Annotated in this window: 16 protein-coding genes; 10 read left to right on the top strand and 6 right to left on the bottom strand. The window is 62.6% G+C overall.

The window, feature by feature from the left end; genetic code table 11:
• Nucleotides 1–175: 175 nt before the first annotated feature.
• On the top strand, nt 176–1,132 hold the full coding sequence (locus HNP33_RS01485) for a DMT family transporter (protein ID WP_184704511.1): 957 nt from the start codon (nt 176–178) through the stop codon (nt 1,130–1,132).
• Nucleotides 1,133–1,233: 101 nt separating this feature from the next.
• Here the strand turns inward: HNP33_RS01485 and HNP33_RS01480 are convergent, their stop codons facing one another.
• Nucleotides 1,234–1,707 carry an RDD family protein gene (locus HNP33_RS01480; RefSeq protein ID WP_184704509.1) on the bottom strand — a complete coding sequence of 158 codons (474 nt, stop codon included), beginning with the start codon at nt 1,705–1,707 and terminating at the stop codon, nt 1,234–1,236.
• A gap of 114 nt (nt 1,708–1,821) precedes the next feature.
• Here HNP33_RS01480 and HNP33_RS01475 point away from each other — a divergent pair, with 114 nt between their 5' ends.
• The 4 genes from HNP33_RS01475 to bla all read left to right on the top strand — a co-directional run bounded on the left by HNP33_RS01475 (nt 1,822) and on the right by bla (nt 4,731).
• Nucleotides 1,822–2,655, top strand: coding sequence for a DUF4261 domain-containing protein (locus tag HNP33_RS01475; RefSeq protein ID WP_184704506.1), 834 nt, complete (start codon nt 1,822–1,824; stop codon nt 2,653–2,655).
• A complete protein-coding gene (locus HNP33_RS21310; RefSeq protein WP_418903813.1) occupies nt 2,582–2,761 on the top strand; it encodes a nucleotidyltransferase family protein in 180 nt (59 codons plus the stop codon). Before HNP33_RS01475 ends, HNP33_RS21310 begins: the two co-directional genes overlap by 74 nt.
• Before the next feature lie 184 nt (nt 2,762–2,945).
• The gene (locus tag HNP33_RS01465; RefSeq protein ID WP_184704502.1) at nt 2,946–3,563 is read left to right on the top strand and encodes a PadR family transcriptional regulator; all 618 of its coding nucleotides are present in this window, start codon (nt 2,946–2,948) and stop codon (nt 3,561–3,563) included.
• A gap of 241 nt (nt 3,564–3,804) precedes the next feature.
• Complete coding sequence (gene bla, locus HNP33_RS01460; RefSeq protein WP_184704500.1) at nt 3,805–4,731, top strand: class A beta-lactamase; 927 nt, start codon at nt 3,805–3,807, stop codon at nt 4,729–4,731.
• Between the two features lie 157 nt (nt 4,732–4,888).
• Here the strand turns inward: bla and HNP33_RS01455 are convergent, their stop codons facing one another.
• Together HNP33_RS01455 and HNP33_RS01450 are read right to left on the bottom strand one after the other, a co-directional pair.
• Nucleotides 4,889–7,195, bottom strand: a complete 2,307-nt coding sequence (locus tag HNP33_RS01455) for an IPTL-CTERM sorting domain-containing protein (RefSeq protein WP_184704498.1) — start codon at nt 7,193–7,195, stop codon at nt 4,889–4,891.
• A gap of 279 nt (nt 7,196–7,474) precedes the next feature.
• Nucleotides 7,475–8,269 carry a tyrosine-protein phosphatase gene (locus HNP33_RS01450; RefSeq protein WP_184704496.1) on the bottom strand — a complete coding sequence of 265 codons (795 nt, stop codon included), beginning with the start codon at nt 8,267–8,269 and terminating at the stop codon, nt 7,475–7,477.
• 178 nt (nt 8,270–8,447) lie between these two features.
• Between HNP33_RS01450 and HNP33_RS01445 the strand changes: the two genes are divergently transcribed.
• The gene (locus tag HNP33_RS01445; protein WP_184704494.1) at nt 8,448–9,674 is read left to right on the top strand and encodes an acyl-CoA dehydrogenase family protein; all 1,227 of its coding nucleotides are present in this window, start codon (nt 8,448–8,450) and stop codon (nt 9,672–9,674) included.
• Nucleotides 9,675–9,678: 4 nt separating this feature from the next.
• On the top strand, nt 9,679–10,719 hold the full coding sequence (locus HNP33_RS01440) for a phosphotransferase family protein (RefSeq protein WP_184704492.1): 1,041 nt from the start codon (nt 9,679–9,681) through the stop codon (nt 10,717–10,719).
• Nucleotides 10,720–10,878: 159 nt separating this feature from the next.
• On the opposite strand, the gene HNP33_RS01435 is transcribed toward HNP33_RS01440, so the two are convergent.
• From HNP33_RS01435 to HNP33_RS01425, 3 genes are read right to left on the bottom strand one after another with little or no spacing between them, the layout of a single operon-like run.
• On the bottom strand, nt 10,879–11,232 hold the full coding sequence (locus HNP33_RS01435; protein ID WP_184704490.1) for a hypothetical protein: 354 nt from the start codon (nt 11,230–11,232) through the stop codon (nt 10,879–10,881).
• 48 nt (nt 11,233–11,280) lie between these two features.
• On the bottom strand, nt 11,281–11,787 hold the full coding sequence (locus tag HNP33_RS01430) for a hypothetical protein (RefSeq protein ID WP_184704488.1): 507 nt from the start codon (nt 11,785–11,787) through the stop codon (nt 11,281–11,283).
• A gap of 14 nt (nt 11,788–11,801) precedes the next feature.
• Nucleotides 11,802–14,735, bottom strand: coding sequence for a DNA topoisomerase III (locus tag HNP33_RS01425; protein WP_184704486.1), 2,934 nt, complete (start codon nt 14,733–14,735; stop codon nt 11,802–11,804).
• Nucleotides 14,736–14,896: 161 nt separating this feature from the next.
• On the opposite strand from HNP33_RS01425, the gene HNP33_RS01420 reads away from it, so the two are divergent.
• The 3 genes from HNP33_RS01420 to HNP33_RS01410 are packed head-to-tail and all read left to right on the top strand — an operon-like array spanning nt 14,897 to nt 17,268.
• The gene (locus tag HNP33_RS01420) at nt 14,897–15,559 is read left to right on the top strand and encodes an SET domain-containing protein (RefSeq protein ID WP_184704484.1); all 663 of its coding nucleotides are present in this window, start codon (nt 14,897–14,899) and stop codon (nt 15,557–15,559) included.
• Nucleotides 15,556–16,431 carry a biotin--[acetyl-CoA-carboxylase] ligase gene (locus HNP33_RS01415; protein WP_184704482.1) on the top strand — a complete coding sequence of 292 codons (876 nt, stop codon included), beginning with the start codon at nt 15,556–15,558 and terminating at the stop codon, nt 16,429–16,431. The genes HNP33_RS01420 and HNP33_RS01415 overlap by 4 nt, the downstream gene beginning before the upstream one ends.
• A gap of 39 nt (nt 16,432–16,470) precedes the next feature.
• Nucleotides 16,471–17,268: an SPOR domain-containing protein gene (locus HNP33_RS01410; RefSeq protein WP_184704480.1), complete on the top strand. Its 798-nt coding sequence runs from the start codon at nt 16,471–16,473 to the stop codon at nt 17,266–17,268.
• Nucleotides 17,269–17,288: the final 20 nt, after the last annotated feature.

Here is a 17,288-nt window from a genome sequence, read left to right as displayed (position 1 = left end):
TTGGCAATGCATGGGCAAGCAGGCAGACACGCATGCCCCTGTTGCTCAGTCGCCCGTATGCGGCGGCTCGCACAGTCCTCTGCGCTTGTCGCTATAGTCGGATGTAGCTTGCAACCATTTCCATCTGCTGGATGGGAGGGAGAAAAGAGAGTGCAGGCGCGCGGTGTACTGAACTATGAATCTCCAGAAAACTCTTGGCCCGCAGGCCTCTTCGCACCTGCGGTTGATTGGCATGGCTTTGCTGTGGGGCGCGTCATGGCCTGCCGGGCGCATGGTGGCGCAGCACATGCCGCCGCTCGCTGCATCGGGCCTGCGCTTTGTGCTCGCGGCACTGGTGCTGCTGCCATGGATGTACATGGCAGGAGGCATGGGCCAGCTCAAGACCTGGCCAACCCGCCGTTGGTTGGGCATGGCCGCAGCAGCTGCAACGGGGGTATTTGGCTACGCCGCATTCTTTCTCAGTGGCCTGCAGCATCTGCCCGCCAGCAAAGCGGCTTTGGTCATCACCCTCAACCCGGTGGTCACCTTGCTGCTGGCAGCCTGGATCTTCAAGGAACGGCTCAATCGCACCATTGGCCTGGGCATGCTGGTGGCCGCCATTGGCGCGGCGCTGGTCATCTCGCATGGCAATCCGCTGCAACTGCTCAGCTCCGGCGTAGGCGTGGGAGAGCTGATGATTCTGGGATGCGTGGTGTGCTGGGTGAGCTATACCTTGATTGGCCGGGCCATCCTGACCGGGGTGGATGCGCTCTCGACCACGGCAGTCACCTCCACCATGGGTGCCATCATGCTGCTGCTGGCCAGCCTGCTGGTGGAAGGCCCCCAGGGCATGGCAAACGCTGTGCAGGCGGGCGGCGTGGCATGGGGGGCCTTGTTGTTTCTGGCCTGGGGCTCGACGGCGCTGGCCTACGCCTGGTATTTTGATGGCGTCAAAGCATTGGGTGCGGGCGCTGCTTCCGGCTACATCACGCTGGTGCCAGTGATCGGCGTGATCTGCTCGGCCCTGTGGCTGGGTGAGCAGGTCGATGCGTCCATGCTGGTGGGCGGCGCCTTGGCGGTGGCTGGCACCGCAGTCATGAACTGGGGGCGCCGCCAGCCTGCCGCTCTGGCCGGAGCTGCGCGCGCAGGCTGAATGCGCTGGCGCTGCGGTTGGCGTGTCACTGCGCAAGGGGCTCCAGAGCCGCACATTCATCTTGCAGGAACGCCTGGGTTCCGCGTGCAGTCCATGCTATTTCAAGGCGCATCAATGTCCTTGAATGCCACCGCCTGTGTACGCCCGCCTTTTTTGCGCACCACCACGGTGTTGGCCATTTTGTCGTGCCAGCCCTGCTTGCGGGGATCGAATGCCACCCAGATCAACCCCAGCCCCAGGGGAACGGTGGATACGAAGTAGCCCAGGTAGCGGATCACCGACTGGCCTACCGTCATTGCCTTGCCCGTGTCCGCATCCACTATCTCGGCGCCAATCAGCATCTTGCCCGGCGTTGCCCGTAGCTTGTGCCACAGCCAGATGCAGGCGACTGCCGGTAGCACCCAGCTGATCAGCACGTCGGCCGGGCCTTGCACCCATCCTTCGGCAAGAAAGTATTCCCACCCGTACACCGCTACCAGCGCAGGGGTGATGACCAGCATCAACACGACCGTGTCGATCAGCGCTGCGCCTACGCGCGCCCAGAAACCCACATATTCCAGATCATTGCCGTCCATGGTGGCTGCTCCATTTGTGTTGCGCCATCATAGGGGCTGTGGGTAAAGCGCAGGTCATGCCGATGCGGCACCTCCGTGGCAAGATGCAGCCTTCTTCCACTGCCGCGCTCGCTCATGGTTCCGTCCGATTCCAGCCCCCGCATGGCCCCCGATATGTGGGCGTTTGAAGCACTCTACGCCCAGCCCCCGCAGCTGGATGGCGAAACCCTGCGTGCCGCCTTGGCTGAGCGCCTGGGCGATGTCGAGCTGGTGTCGAGCGGCGACACCATTTTGCTGGCGCTGCGTGATTACACCGTTGATTACAGTGACAAAAAGGGCGTTCCCAGCGAGATTGCCATCATCCGTGCCGATCAGCCACTGGATGCCGCCGAGTACGCCAGCGCACTGGAGCAGACCTGGGACTGGCCCGAGAAGGAAGCCGCGCTTGCCCAGTGCCAGCATTGCGTGCTGGTGAGCGAGTTCATGGGGCGGGGGCTTGATACGGAAGAGCGCCTGGAGATTTTGCAGGCCGTCATGCATGTGCTGATCGCCAATGGCGGCATCACCGCCATCAGCCAGACCAACGCGGGTTGCCTGCTCGATCCGCAGCGCTATCTGCAAGCCCATGCGGATGGCTTCAACTACTACGGCGTGCTCAATGTGCGGTTTTTCAACATCAGCAACCGCCCCGGCGAGATGCTGATGGACTCGCTGGGCGGCGCAGCCTTTGGCGTGCCCGACGTGCAATTGCACTTTGAGGCACTCGATCCGGCCGAGGTCTCCCGCTTTCTGTTCAACACCGGCGTGTACCTGGTCCAGCACGGCGATGTCATCCAGGATGGCCACACGCTCACCAGCATTGACGGCCAGAGCAAGTGGCCGTGCCAGCACGAGGATGCATTGGCAGCGCCGGAGCGCGTGGTGGTGGATGTCAGGGCCGGGGACAGGCCGACAACTGGACGCGGATGAGGAGTTGCTCGTCGTTGCGCCCCATGGTCTGAGCGATCAGTTCGAAATGCGAGTCCGCCACAATCCGCACAGGGTGTCTTTTGAAGCCTTCCTGCGCCGCATCTAGCACAGGCAGTTTTTGGAAAGATGGCCGAAACGGACGCTCTGCGGCATTTGATTCGCCAGCGGGCGACATCCGCTCGGTGCGCATCTTTATTTCTGGCCATGCGATTGCCATCTTTACAAATCGCCTCTTGAAATTCCTTTTAATAAGATATATCTTAGATGCATCTTAACGAGGAATTTCTTCCATGCCACATCCACACCATCACTTTCACCACGATCACCATCTGTGCAGCCCACGGGGGCGGCATGGCGATGAGGGCGGGCCGGGCCGCGGCCACCACCATGGCCCGCGCGGCCACGGGCCTGACGCAGAGCGCCACTTGGCGCACAAACGCGAGCGCATGTTTGAAGCGGGGGGGCTGAAGCTGCTGGCCCTGCATCTGATTGGCCAGCAACCCAGCCACGGCTATGACGTGATTCGCGCAGTGGGCGAGCTGGTAGGGGGCGACTACCAGCCGAGCCCCGGCACCATCTACCCCACGCTGAGCTATCTGGTGGACATGGGCCACGCCACAGCGAGCGAATCCGCAGGCGGGCGCAAGCGTTACACCATTACCTCCGAAGGCGAGCAGGCCCTGGCCGAGCAGGCCGACGCATTGCAACTGCTGCTGGCGCGCCTGGCCCGAGGCAAGGACCGTGATGCCCGCCAGCGCCCACCGCAACTGGTGCGCGCGATCGAGAACTTCAAGATGGCCCTGCGGCTGAAGATGGCGGGCGACGGGGAGACGGCGCTGTCTGCTGCGCAGGTGGAAAAGATTGCGGCGCTGCTCGATGAAGTGGCGCTGAAGATCGAAAAGGCCTGAGATCGTAAACACGTTCTCAGTCCTGGAGAGCGCGCCGCGAGCGGTCGCTTTGTGAACAGGTTTGCCTGAAAAATACCGGCTGCTTTTGATTGATATGCAGTTAAAGCTATTAAAAATATAGCTGATGCGTAGGCGAGGAATGCAAAAGGTGGATGCGCGCTGACGCGAGCAGCCGCCTGCCTGCGTTATGCTGGAGCGGTGTGCTGAGCACACTCTTACCGCAACAAAAAAGCAGATCGATATGCAGCGACGTCAATTGGTAGCAAGCGGCCTGGCCGCTGGTTTTGCAGCAGCAACGGGCCTGGGGTTGGCCGGTTGCGCCCACAGGGTGGCCGCCCATCCCAAGGCGGACAAGGCCCTGGCAAGCGCATTGGCCGGTATTGAAAAACAAAGCGGCGGACGCCTGGGCGTCTATGTGTACGACGCCGTGACCGGCGGCGAGGCTGGCTGGCGCGAGCGCGAGCGTTTTCCAATGTGCTCCACCTTCAAAACCCTGCTGGCCGCCCATGTGCTGCATCTGGCGCAGGAAGGCCAGGTGGATCTGGGGCGGCAGGTGGCCATCGCGCAGACCGATCTGGTGACCTACTCGCCGGTGACCGAAAAGTACGCGGGCCAGCCTGGCGGCATGACGGTGCTGGAATTGTGCGAAGCCGTAGTGGTGCTGAGCGACAACACCGCTGCCAATCTGATTTTGGGCGCCACCGGAGGCCCTGCCGCGCTGACCGCCTGGCTGCGTAGAGAGGTGGGCGACAAGACCACGCGCCTGGACCGCACCGAGCCCAGCCTGAACACCGCCGAGCCGGGTGACGAGCGCGATACCACCACGCCGCAGGCCATGAACCGCACATGGCAGGCGCTGCTGCTGGGCGATGTGCTCAAGGGCTATGGCCGCGCCATGCTGCAGCAATGGCTGATCGACAGCCGCACCGGCGACAAGCGCGTGCGTGCCGGCCTGCCTGCGGACTGGAAGGCGGGAGGGAAAACCGGCTCGGGAGCGCACGCCACCTTTGGCGACACTCTGATCGTCTGGCCCAATGCGCGGTCTGAAGGCCTGATCATTTCCGCCTATCTGACCGGGGGGCAGCAGAACTTTGCTCAGGGCGATGCGGTGCTGGCCCAGGCGGGAGCCGCGATTGGACAGTGGTACCAGCAGATACAGAACGGCTGATTGCTCGTGGCCACGCAAGCGGCGGTGCCACGGCGCATCGGGCAAGGTTGCGCGGCATTGCCTGCCCTTCAGGCATCCATTTGATGAATGCGCCTTCCCCATAAAAAACGCCGCCTGTCTCTGCACAGGCGGCGTTTTGTCATGGGCTTTCAGTGATTCAGCGTGCGGCCCGGCGGCGCTGGCGCCATGCAAAGCCACCTACCAGCGAAGTGAGCAGTACCAAGGCGGCCGGATGCAAGGCCGGCACAGGTGCAGGCTGTGCAGCACCGCCTGCCTGCCAGGTCATGGTTGCCGTGCGCACCTGCAGTGCCTTGGCGCTGGCAGACTTGATCTCGCTGTCGGCAGTTGCGGTGATGGTGTCCACTCCCGCCACGGCGCTGGTGTAGCAAAGCTTGGCAGCGCCTGCACTGTCCGTCGTGAAGGTGCTGCTCTGCGTGTTGACCCCGCTGACCGCAAGCGTCACCGCCTGATTGGGGACAGGCTGGTTGTTCGTATCGGTCAAGGTCGCCGTAAAACACTGGGTGATATTGACGGGGCTGGTCAGCGCAAGGGGCGAGAGACTCAGCGTCTGCGACAGGGGCGTCACTGTCCATGTGGCTGTGGAGGTCTGCTTGAGCGGGCCGCTGGTTGCCGATACCGTGTCATTGCCTGCATTGGCTCCGCCGTAGCACAGCTGGGCCTCGCCCGCCGCGTTGGTGGTTGCCGAGCTTTGCTGGGGGTTGACGCCCGCAACGTCGAAGGCGATGGCCATGTTGGCCAGAGGCTGGCTGGCGGCATCGACCAGCGTAGCAACAAAACACTGCTGGGTATTGATGGGGTTGCTGGCGGTTGCCGGTGTCAGGGTCAGCGTTGCGTCGCTGGCGCTTTGCAGCCATTTGACCTTGGACGTTGCAGATTTTCCGCCAGCGGACAGCACCAGGGTATCGGTGCCCGCCGTGCTGCTGGTGTAGCAGAACGGTGCGGTGCCCGAGGTGTTGGTAAAAATGCTGGAAAGCTGCGGATTGGCGCCGGAAAGCGTGACATCCACCTTCACGCTGTCCAGGGGAGCGTCTGCCATATCGGTGACGAGCGCGGTGATGCAGTACTGCTCGTTCACCCAGCGGGTGGCGTCTTCTGCGGGCGACAGCTTGATCTCCTTGATATTGGAGATTTTTGCCAGGCCCAGGCCGCCGACATAACCATACGAGTCATAGCTGGTAAAGCCGTAGATGGTGACGCCCACGCCGACGGGCGAGCTGATGTGGTATGAGCCAGGCGTCACGCTTTTGTTGACGTAGAAGAAATCGCCCTGAGGGCTGAGGAGGAAATCTGCCTTGGGAATCAGCACTCCATCCAGAGACACGTCCACGGGTTGCTGCGTGGCCGGGTCGATGGGGCTGACGATGCCGAGGTAATTCTCGGTAAAGCGGGGTGAGGCAGGATCGGCATCCGCTGTCGCCAGGGTGTAGTCATTGATGTAGAGGCCCGATGGAGGCACCAGCATCATGAACGGGTCTCCCGTGGGGTTGGTGGGATCGAAATCCTTACTGTTGGCGTACTGGATGACCGACGTGGGTTTGCTGGTCTGGATGGAAAGCGCTTCCGTGCTGTTGAGCTCATGAAACGCCCCGGCGCCAATGGTGGCAACCACAACCCCGTTGACCGTGATGGTCGTATCTGCCTGGTCTGCCAGGATGCGGTATCTGGCCCCGCCCGACCGGCTGGCAAGCGGCGCCATGAAAAAGCTCGTGCCCCATGATGTCGTGGGAATCATCTGCTCCGTCAACATATCGCAGGCCGTATACGATGTCGGAATATTGACGCAGGTGGCACCTGACAGGACTGCAATCGGAAAGTTCGACGTGACAGAGCTGCCAGTCAGGTCATTTGCCGAGAGGATCTGGTACGTCTCCCCCCGATTGAGGGTGATATTGATGGGAGTGTTGGCAGGGTTGGCGAGCACCGCTGCCGTGGGAGTGATCGTGATGGTGCTGCCGTCCTGGGTGGCAACAATGGCCGTTGACGACTGGTAGCCCGGTGTCGGGACATAGCTTGCCACGCGGTACGAGTTGCCAAGCGCTGCGGTCGGCAGAGACAGGAAGGCGTCGGTGGTATAGGGCTGGTTGTTCAGCCCGTACAGGCTGATCTCCTTGTCGGAACTGACATGGATGCCCTTTTTCTCGATCACCATGTTGGTGGTGAGCTGGCTTGAGGGCGGTGCCTGTATCCGCAGCACCTGGTTGGGGGTGGTGGTGAAGGGCTGGGACGTTCCGGTTTCCAGAAATTCAATCGTCCCGCTAGCGGCCTCCGCGCTCGAAATGAATAGATCCAACGACTGAACCGTGGTGTCGTAGTTCTGGGTGAAAGTCGCGTAAAAATCAGTACCTTTTGAGGTGAGGTTCTGTGCCCAGGCGGGCGCACAGGCAATCGCCACTGCAGCAAGGCCAATTGAGCATGCCTTTCTCAAAGTTCTCTTGACGTCCATGTGTTCCTCCATCGAAACCCCGCCCGAGATCCAGGAGGCAGAGTTTGTGTTTTTGATTTGAAAAATTGATCAACATTGAAAGATTAGTAATAAATGGTGATTTAATCAATAGATTATCTATTTGATAGATAAATACTATTCTTATGGATGCAGCTTCTCGGAGGGAGATCGGTAGCGGGCAAGGCTGGGCAGGGTCCGGTGAACCCCTGCTTGCTTTGCAAATGAAAACGCCGGCATGCAAATGCAGCCGGCGTCAGGTGCGATGAATTCAGGAGAGGGCTATTCCAGATACATCTGTGCCAGTCGGGCCTGCGCCTTGGCGTCTAAGCCCAGCACCTGGCTTACATAGGAGGGCACGCTGCCGTACTGCTGCAAGACCGGGTCAAGTGCGGCAGTCAGAAAGGGCTCCTGTACCCTCCACAGCACATTGAGCACCTCTTCCGGGATGTGGCTGGCGGCGGCGCGCGCCTCTGCGGGGCGGTGGTAGTACTGGTTGGTCAGCAGGTAGTCGTGCACCACCACATCGCGTGGCACACCCAGGGTCATCAGCAGCAAAGTGGCGGCCCAGCCGGTGCGGTCCTTGCCGGCGGTGCAGTGGAAAACCAGCGGCTTGTCGCTGGCCAGCAGCATCTGGAAAAACCGCGCAAACTGGCCAGCGTTGTCGTGGATAAAGCTGCGATAGGTATCCTGCATCAGCTCGACGGTGTGCGCCGCGCTCAGGTTTTCGCCCTGCTGCAGCAGCGTGAATGCGCGCTGCACGACGGTGGGCTCGATGGCCAGCGAATGGTGCAGCAGGCCATCGATGCGGTAGTTGTCCACGGTTTGCTCGCGCAGCCCGCGAAAATCGGCACTGCGGGCCACGCCCAGCTGTTGCAGCAAGGTACGCTGCGATTCGGCAGTCAGATGGGCCAGATGGTCGGAGCGAAACAGTGTGCGCCAGCGCACCTTGCCGCCATCGAGGCCCTGGTAGCCGCCCAGGTCGCGGAAGTTGGTGGTGCCTGCCAGCGGCAGGTGGCGTTCGGGGAAAGTGGTGGCCTGTGGTTGCGGTGCCACCGCCGCGTTCATCGTATCCATAAAAGGGTTATAGCCCACTCCTGTGACAGACCTGTCGTGCAGGTGATTGTGGACTGCAAAGCGACAGCGTCGGCTGCACACACCAAGACACGCCGGACAGGGCTGTTTTGTCGCTATTGCGACCAGAACTGGGGTGGTGCATGGCAACATCGGCGCCATCTGACTGCAAGGCGCCGATATGGATTTTTCTCTCTCCCCCCCACTGCAAGCGCTGCGCGACAAGACGCGCCAGTTCATCGCCGAACAGGTGATTCCGCTCGAAAACGACGAGCGCCAGTCGAGCCACGGACCGAGCGAAGCGCTGCGGCGCGAACTGGTGGGTCGCGCGCGCGCTGCGGGCCTGCTCACGCCGCATGCATCCAAGGCGCTGGGGGGCCTGGGGCTGAGCCATGTCGAGAAGGCGGTGGTGTTCGAGGAAGCTGGCTACTCGTGGCTGGGCCCCACAGCGCTCAACATCCACGCGCCCGATGAAGGCAATATCCACCTGATGGAAGAGGTCGCTACCGCCGCGCAGAAGGAGCGCTGGCTGCGCCCGCAGGTGGCGGGGCAGCTGCGTTCGTGCTTTGCCATGACCGAGCCCGCACCCGGCGCCGGATCAGACCCGGCGGCACTGTCGACCATTGCGGTGCGCGATGGTGACGATTACCTCATCAGCGGCCGCAAATGGTTCATCACTGGCGCGGAAGGCGCCGACTACGCCATCATCATGGCGCGCACCGAAGATGGCGGCGCCACCATGTTCCTCTCCGACATGAACCGCTCCGAGATCGTGCTGGAGCGCAGCATGGATGCGATGGACGCTTGCTTTACCGGCGGCCACGGCGTGCTGCGCTTTGACAGGCTGCGCGTGCCAGCGGGCGACATCCTGGGCGAAGTCGGCAAGGGCTTTCGATACGCCCAGGTTCGGCTGGCGCCCGCACGTCTGACGCACTGCATGCGCTGGCTGGGCCAGGCACGCCGCGCGCAGGATATTGCCCTGGCCTACACGCGCCGCCGCACTGCCTTCGGCAAGCCGCTGGCGTCACACGAAGGCGTGGGCTTCATGCTGGCCGACAACGACATGGACCTGCATACCGCGCGGTTGCACATCTGGCACACCGCATGGCTTTTGGACCAGGGCGAGCAGGGCAATTACGAATCCAGCCGCGCCAAGGTGGTGTGCTCAGAAGCCGAATGGCGCGTGGTGGACCGCTGCGTGCAGATGCTCGGCGGACAGGGCGTAACCATGGAGACGCCGGTCATGCGCATCTTCATGGACATGCGGGCCTTTCGCATCTACGACGGCCCGAGCGAAGTGCACCGCTTCAGCATGGCGCGCAAGCTGGTGCAGGCGGCCGAGAAGGACGCCGATGTTGAGCGCGGCGTACCTGAGGCGATCTGCTCCATACCGCCGCTGCAGCATTGATGCTATGAAAATAGAAGCTATTGGCGAAAACCAGTTAGCCGCCGCACTGCAAAAATACCTGAAAGACACGGGCCTGACGCAAGGCGAGCCGGTGCGCATCAGCGTGCTTGCGGGTGGCCAGTCCAACCCCACCTACCGCCTCCAGGCAGGCGACCGGCAGATGGTGCTGCGCAAGCAGCCGCCAGGGCCGCTGGTGGTGGGAGCGCACGCGGTAGACCGTGAATACCGGGTCATGCGCGCTCTGGCAGGCAGCGACGTGCCGGTGCCCCGCATGCTGGCCTACTGTGATGACGCGCAACTACTGGGCACGCCGTTCTACCTGATGGAGTTTCTCGAAGGCCGCGTCTTCATGGACCCGGCCCTGCCGGAGCTGGGCCGCGCCGAGCGCACGGCGCTGTATGGCGAGATGAATCGCGTCATCGCCGCGCTGCACCAGGTGGATATGGATGCCGTGGGTCTTGCCGATTACGGACGCCACGGCGGCTATGTGGCGCGCCAGGTCAAGCGCTGGGGGCAGCAGAGCCTGCAGCTGTCCGTGCCCATCAACGAAGCCATGCGCCGCCTGATCGACTGGCTACCGCAGTACCTGCCGCAAGGCGATGCAACCACACTGGTGCATGGCGATTACCGGCTGGACAATCTGGTGTGGCACCCGAGCGAGGCGCGCGTCATCGGAGTGCTGGACTGGGAGCTTTCAACCCTGGGCGATCCGCTGGCCGATCTGGCCTACCATGGCATGGCTTGGCGCGTGCCGCCCGATCTGTGGCGCGGCATCGGCGGGCTGGATCTGGCTATGCTCGGTATTCCAGATGAAGCGCAGTACCTGCAGTGGTACGCCAACCAAGCGGGCCGCAGCCCTGGAGCGTTGTGGGAGTATTACCTGGCCTTCAACCTGTTTCGCATGGCGGCCATCTTGTACGGCATAGCCCAACGTGCGGCCGATGGCACGGCGGCGGCAGCCGATGCGGTGGCCACTGGCGCCAAGGCGGGGCCGCTGGCTGAGCTGGGCTGGCAGTGTGCGCAGCGTTTCATGCGCCAAGGCTGAGCGCTCCGCAGGGACGCAGCTCTATCGCCTAGAGTACTGATTGCTCTTAAAATAAGAGCATCTAGTGGTTTCTGTGATTGAGTTCTGAGTGGTTTTCTTTTCATGACCCCGCTGCAATAAGCGCCAGCAGCACTGCTTTTTGCACTCATTTTTCTGCGCTCAGCGTGCAGCACTCCCGGGCACGACCGACAGGTTCTCCGGCACCACCTGCTCTTCGCTACCCGCAGGGCAGGGCGCATCGGTATAGATGGTCTTGCCATTCTGAATGCACTTGCGTGGCTGCACCGGCGTGGCTGAGGGCTTTCCGTGGGCATCGGTTGTGCGGCGAGCCTGGCTGCGCCGCTGTTCGCCGGCGGTGGGTGGCGGCGGATTGGATGCCTTTTTGAGCAACGCGCTTGCGGCATCCTGTGCCTCGTTCACCACTGTCGGGCCGCGCCAGGCCACAACAGCGGCCGCCACGGCCAGAGCAATGGCAAGGCCGATCAGAATACGGTGGCTGCGGCGGATGTACATGGTGCGAATCCGAAATGGGTAGGTGGGCGGGCTGCGGATTATCCGTTGTCAGGCTGCATAGTACGCCCGAAGGTCGAGATACAGCAGCAGGAGCGACAGCAGGCCGACCCCGAAGTTGGCGCGCCGCGCGTAGGGCAGGTAAGCCTTGCTGAAATACCAATGGCGGTGCGCAGGCAGGTGGCGCAGGATGTGCAGCAGCGACATCTCGCGCATATTGACAAAGTGCGTGGCGCTTTGCTTTTTGAGGTGCTGGATGATGGAGATGTCCGTGCCGATCACGGCAGTCACGACAAGGCAGATCACCGCAACCACTGCCAGGGCCTGTTTCCACCCTACATCGCTGATGGCCTGCGCATACCAGTGGCTCATCAAGGCGATGGCCGCCACCGCAAACAGCCGGTAGAAAATAGCCTGCCAGTGGGCGCGGCTGGGCTTCAGCGGGAGCCCTTGCTTGCGGGCTTCCCGCTCCATGATGCGTGCCACGCCGTAGCTGATGCCGTGAAAGAGCAGTTCCAGCAGCGCATACAAGCCCAGGGTCCACGCAAGCAGCGTCATGGCAGCAGCCAAGGTCAGCTCACATGCTTGCCCACAATGCCTGCAATCTCGAACATGCTGATCTGGTCTTTGCCAAACAGCGGTTTGAGCTTGGCGTCGGCGTTGATGGCTCGCTTGTCCTTGGCGTCCTGCAAACCGTTGGCCTTGATGTAGTCCCACAGCTTCTTGATCACTTCGGGGCGCGAGGTCGCCTCGCTGCCAACCACTGCGGCAAGCGCGGGGCTGGGGGTCAGCGTGGCCGCCACCTTGCGAGGGGCTTTGGCCGCGGATTTGGTGGCGGTTTTCGTCGCTGTTTTCGTGGCTTTGGTGGCCTTGGCAGCTGCTTTGCCTGCAGTCTTGGTGGCGGTTTTGGCGGCTGTCTTGGCAGCCGCTGCCTTGCGCGCCGGGAACTTGCCTTCGCGTGGCTCGAACTCGAAGTTCACCTTGCCAGCGTCCTTGTCCCAGGCCAGGAAGGCCTTGAAGCTGCGGCGCGTGCGGTTGGAGACGAACTTGTCCAGCAGGTCGGTCTTGCCGGAGGCCAGCAGCTTGGCCATCTGGTCGCGCTCGATGGGTTGCTGCAGGATGATCTGGCCGCTCTTGAAATCGCAGCTGGGAGTGGGCTGCTGCGCCGTGGGTACGGCTTTGCTGCACACGTAGTTGGCGCCATGCTCGAACACTGGCGCGCCGCACTTGGGGCAGGCGCCCAGCGCGTTCTGGTGGCCAAAATCAACCAGCTCACCCGATTCTTCGTCCGATTTGTTGTCTTCGAACACGAACTCGAACTTGTAGTTGTTGTTGTCCTCGTCGCGCACGATGGCCACTTCGGCGGCAAACGGCCAGCCTGCCTTGGAGCGGAAACCGTCCAGCGGCCCCAGCTTGCGGTCGCGCAGCAGCTGGTCGGCCTCGGCGGTCTCGAAAGTGCGGCCCGCAGGCGATTTGGTGAACGAGAAGCCGCAGCCTTCGCCATTGCCGTGGATGCCGGTACAGGCATAGCGGCGGTAGTTTTCCTTGACGACGCCGCCGCAGTTCGGGCAGGGGGCGGACAAGGTAGCGTAATCGCCGGGAATGGTGTCGCGGTCGTATTCCTTGGCCTTCTTGACCAGGCGCTCGGTCATGGCCTGAATCTCGGCCATGAAGGCTTCGCGCGAGAGCTGGCCCTTTTCCATCTGCGCCAGCTTGTATTCCCACTCGCCGGTCAGGTCGGCGCGTGACAGCTCTTCCACTTCCAGGCCGCGCAGCAGGGTCATCAGCTGGAAGGCCTTGGCGGTCGGAATCAGCTCGCGGCCTTCGCGCAGCATGTATTTTTCGGTCAGCAGGCCTTCGATGATGGCCGCGCGCGTGGCTGGCGTGCCCAGGCCCTTTTCCTGCATGGCTTCGCGCAACTCGTCGTCGTCGATCTGCTTGCCTGCGCTCTCCATGGCGCCCAGCAGGGTCGCTTCGGAGTAGCGGGCGGGCGGCTTGGTCTTGAGGCCCTTGGGATCGACCGGGTCGGCGAGCGGCTTCTCTCCGGGCTGCACCGGCACCAGGTTCTGGCCCTTGTCGCCGTCCTTGGCGTCTTCCACCTCGTGGGCGGCTTCCTTGCCGTAGATCGCCAGCCAGCCGGGCTTGACCAGCACTTTACCTTCGGTCTTGAAATGGTGCTGTTCAACCTGGCTGATGCGCGTAGTGACCTGGTACTCGGCGCTGGGGAAGAACACCGCCATGAAGCGGCGCACCACCAGCGTGTAGAGCTTGTGTTCGGCCTCGGAAAGCGCCCCGGGGGCTTGCGTGGTCGGGATGATGGCAAAGTGATCGGACACCTTGCTGTTGTCGAAGATGCGCTTGGATGGCCGGATGTAGTTGGCACCGATGGCCTGCTGCGCAAAGGGCGCGAGTTGCTGCATGCTGCTGTGCGCCAGCATCTCGAAGGTCTGGCGTGCCACAGGCAGGTAGTCTTCAGGCAACGCGCGCGAATCGGTACGCGGGTAAGTCAGGGCCTTGTGCTTTTCATACAGGGCCTGGGCCAGGGCCAACGTGGTCTTGGCAGAGAAGCCGAACTTGCTGTTGGCTTCGCGCTGCAGGCTGGTCAGATCAAACAACAAGGGCGACGCCTGCGTGGTGGGCTTGCTCTCCTCGGTGACGGTGGCAGGCTTGCCACGCGCGGCATTGGCAATGGACTGAGCCTCCTGCAGGCTCCACACACGGTCGGCCTTGGCTTCGGCGTCATCGCTTTTCTTCCAGGCGGGGTTGAACCACTTGGCCGGGTAGTGGCCGGCCTGCGCGCCGAACTCGGCGTGGATTTCCCAGTAATCGCGGCTGACGAACTTGCGGATCTTTTCCTCGCGCTCCACCACCAGCGACAGGGTCGGCGTCTGCACGCGGCCCACGGTGGTCAGAAAGAATCCGCCATCGCGCGAGTTGAACGCCGTCATCGCACGGGTGCCGTTGATGCCCACCAGCCAGTCGGCTTCGGAGCGGCTGCGCGCCGCGTTGGCAAGGCCTTGCATCTGGTTGTCGGTGCGCAGCTTGCCAAAGCCCTCCCGAATGGCCTGTGGCGTCATCGATTGCAGCCACAGGCGCGTGATGGGCTTGCCCAGGCCGCCCTTGGCGCCGCCCGCGTATTGCTCGATCAGGCGGAAGATCAGCTCCCCTTCACGGCCCGCGTCACAGGCGTTGATGAGGGCGGTGACGTCCTTGCGCTTGGCCAGCTTGACCACGGCGTTGAGGCGCGTCTTGGTCTTGTCGACGGGCTTGAGCTCGAAATAGGGCGGGATCACCGGCAGATGGGCAAAGCTCCACTTGCCGCGCTTGACATCGAATTCTTCCGGCGCCTGGATCTCTACCAAGTGACCCACCGCGCTCGTGACGATGTAGCCGTCTGACTCGAAGTAGTCGTCGTGTTTGGCAAATTGGCCTGCCACCGGCGTTAACGCACGGACGATGTCTTGCGCAACGGACGGTTTCTCTGCAATGACCAGGGTCTTGGACATGGGTTCACTCTCATCAATCTGGGGTCTGCCAGCACTGTGGATTGCTGGCTCTCTGAGCACGCTCTTACAATGCACGCTTCACGCGCATGTGCGCGGGCGCCTGCATGTACGTACGCGCACATGCGCATGTGCTTATTTTTTAAAGTAGCAGAAAAATTCCCATGCCGAGCAATGTCCCCCATTTTTCAACAGGCCGCCGTATCCAGGTACGGCGTTCCGGTGTGCACGGCAGGGGCGTTTTTGCGCTGCAGGATATCGCAGAAGGCGAAGTGATTGTCGAATATGCGGGCAAGGTCATCAGCTATGAAGAGAGCCAGCGCCGCCACCCGCACGATCCGGCCAACCCCAACCACACCTTCTTCTTCCAGATCGACGGCAACCGCGTCATCGATGGCGGTGATGGCGGCAACTCGGCACGCTGGATCAACCACAGCTGCGATCCCAACTGCTTTGCCGAAGAGGTGGAAGACCGCATCTTCATCAGCGCGCTGCGCAATATCAGCGCTGGCGAGGAGCTGGGCTACGACTACGGCCTCATCATCGAAGAGCGCTACACCGCCAAGCTGAAGGCCGACTATGCCTGCCATTGCGGCGCAGCGGACTGCCGGGGCACCATGCTCGCCCCCAAGCGAGGCTGGAAGCCCAAGGGCCCTGCCAGCGACCTGCCCGAGCCTGGCAAGAAACCCAAGACGGGCGGCGAGACCACTGCGAAAGCCAAGGCTGAGTCCAAGAGCCAAGCCAAGGCAGACCCGAAGCCAAAACCCAATGCCAAGCCCAAGCCAAAAGCCAGCCAGCCCAGAACTTCGGCAAAGGCCCGCGCATGACCGCAGCCAGCCAGGAGCCCATCCGCTGGCCCGCTGAGGCCATCTGGCAGGCCGTGGAGCCGCAATTGCCGGGTTTCACGATCGAGATCATGCCCAGCATCGACTCCACCAATACCGAGCTGATGCGCCGTGCGCGCGAGGGCCGACAGGAGCCGATCCTGCTGGTGGCCGAGCAGCAGACGGCAGGCCGTGGCCGCCTGGGCCGTCCCTGGCGCAGCGAAGTGGGCGATTCGCTGATGTTTTCGCTGGGCCTGCCGCTTGCGCCGCGCGATTGGTCCGGCCTGTCGCTGGCTGTAGGCGTAAGCGTGGCTGAAAGCCTGCAGCCCCAGATGTCTATGGAAGACCGCGCCACGCTGCAAGCGCCGAAAATTGGCCTCAAATGGCCCAATGACCTGTGGCTGACGGGCGACCGCAAGCTTGCCGGCATCCTGGTGGAAACTGCAAGTTTCATGGCATCTGGCGACCATTCCACAAGCGCTGGTGGGTATTTTGAACAGCAGGCATTGCGCTATGTCGTGATCGGCATTGGCATCAACGTGCGCGCACCGCAGGGCGAAGGCCTCTCCACCATACCCGGCAGCCTGCAAATGGTAGACAGCCGCTGGGATGCACCGCAGGCGCTGGCCGCCGTGGTGCCCGCGCTGGTTGCCACCGTGCAGGCGTTTGCCCGCCAGGGATTTGCGCCGCTGCAACAGCGTTTTGCCGCGCGTGATGCATTGGCAGGCCGTGCGGTAAGCTTGAGCGATGGCACTCAGGGCACCGCGCAGGGCGTGGCCGCAGATGGTGCGTTGCAGGTGCAGACTGCCGCAGGCCTGGTGGGCGTGACCAGCTCCGAAATCAGTGTGCGGCCGCAGGCGCCGGTGCAGGGCTGACGTGCGGGTGCTGCAGACCAAGACAAGGGAAAAGTTGGGATGATTCGTTTTGCCATCGTGCTACTGTTGCTGGCCAATGCGGGCTACTACGCGTTTTCGCACGGCATGCTGCGCAGCCTGGGCTGGGCGCCCGAGAACCCGGCCGAGCCCGAGCGCCTGCAGCAGCAGGTCAACCCCGAAGCGTTGCGCATCATGACGCGCGAGGAAATGGACCAGGCGCAAAAGCAGATGCAGAGTGCAGCACCGGCGTCCGAGTCTGCGGCGACTGCAAACTCGGATGCCACAGGCAGACCAGCGGCCGAATTCGACAGAATGGCAGAAAAGCCTGCGGACAAACCTGCGGATAAGCTGGCTGAGAAACCCGCTGAAAAACCCGAGAAACCTGAAAAACGGGAATGCCTGGTGGCGGGCAGCTTCGATGCCAAGCAGGTGGAGGCATTGCGGCTGCAACTGGCCAAGCTGCCCGAGGGCAGCTGGAAGCTCGACTCCACCACCACGGCGGGCCGCTGGATGGTGTATGTCGGCAAGTTCAGCAGCCAGGATGCCTTGGACAAACGCCGCGACGAATTGCGCGCGCTCGATATCAGCACCGACCGCGCTCGCCTGGCGAGCCTGGAGCCCGGCATTTCGCTGGGGCGCTTTTCCACCGAAGAAGCCGCAGAGCGCCACCTTGCCGCAATGGGCAAGAAGGGTGTGAGTGGCGCCAAGGTGGTGGTGGACCGGCCTGAGACCACCAGCTACACCCTGCGCCTGCCCCGCGTCGATGCGGCCACCAAGAAGCGTGTGCAAAGCTGGCATGTGATGGATGGCAAGGACTTGCAGGCCTGTATCTCTTAGAAGTCATCCCGATTGCACTC

Source organism: Comamonas odontotermitis, from assembly GCF_014207855.1.
GTDB lineage: Bacteria > Pseudomonadota > Gammaproteobacteria > Burkholderiales > Burkholderiaceae_C > Comamonas > Comamonas odontotermitis_A.
Note: the sequence above shows the minus strand (reverse complement) of the source record. Positions and strands in the feature narration are given on the sequence as shown.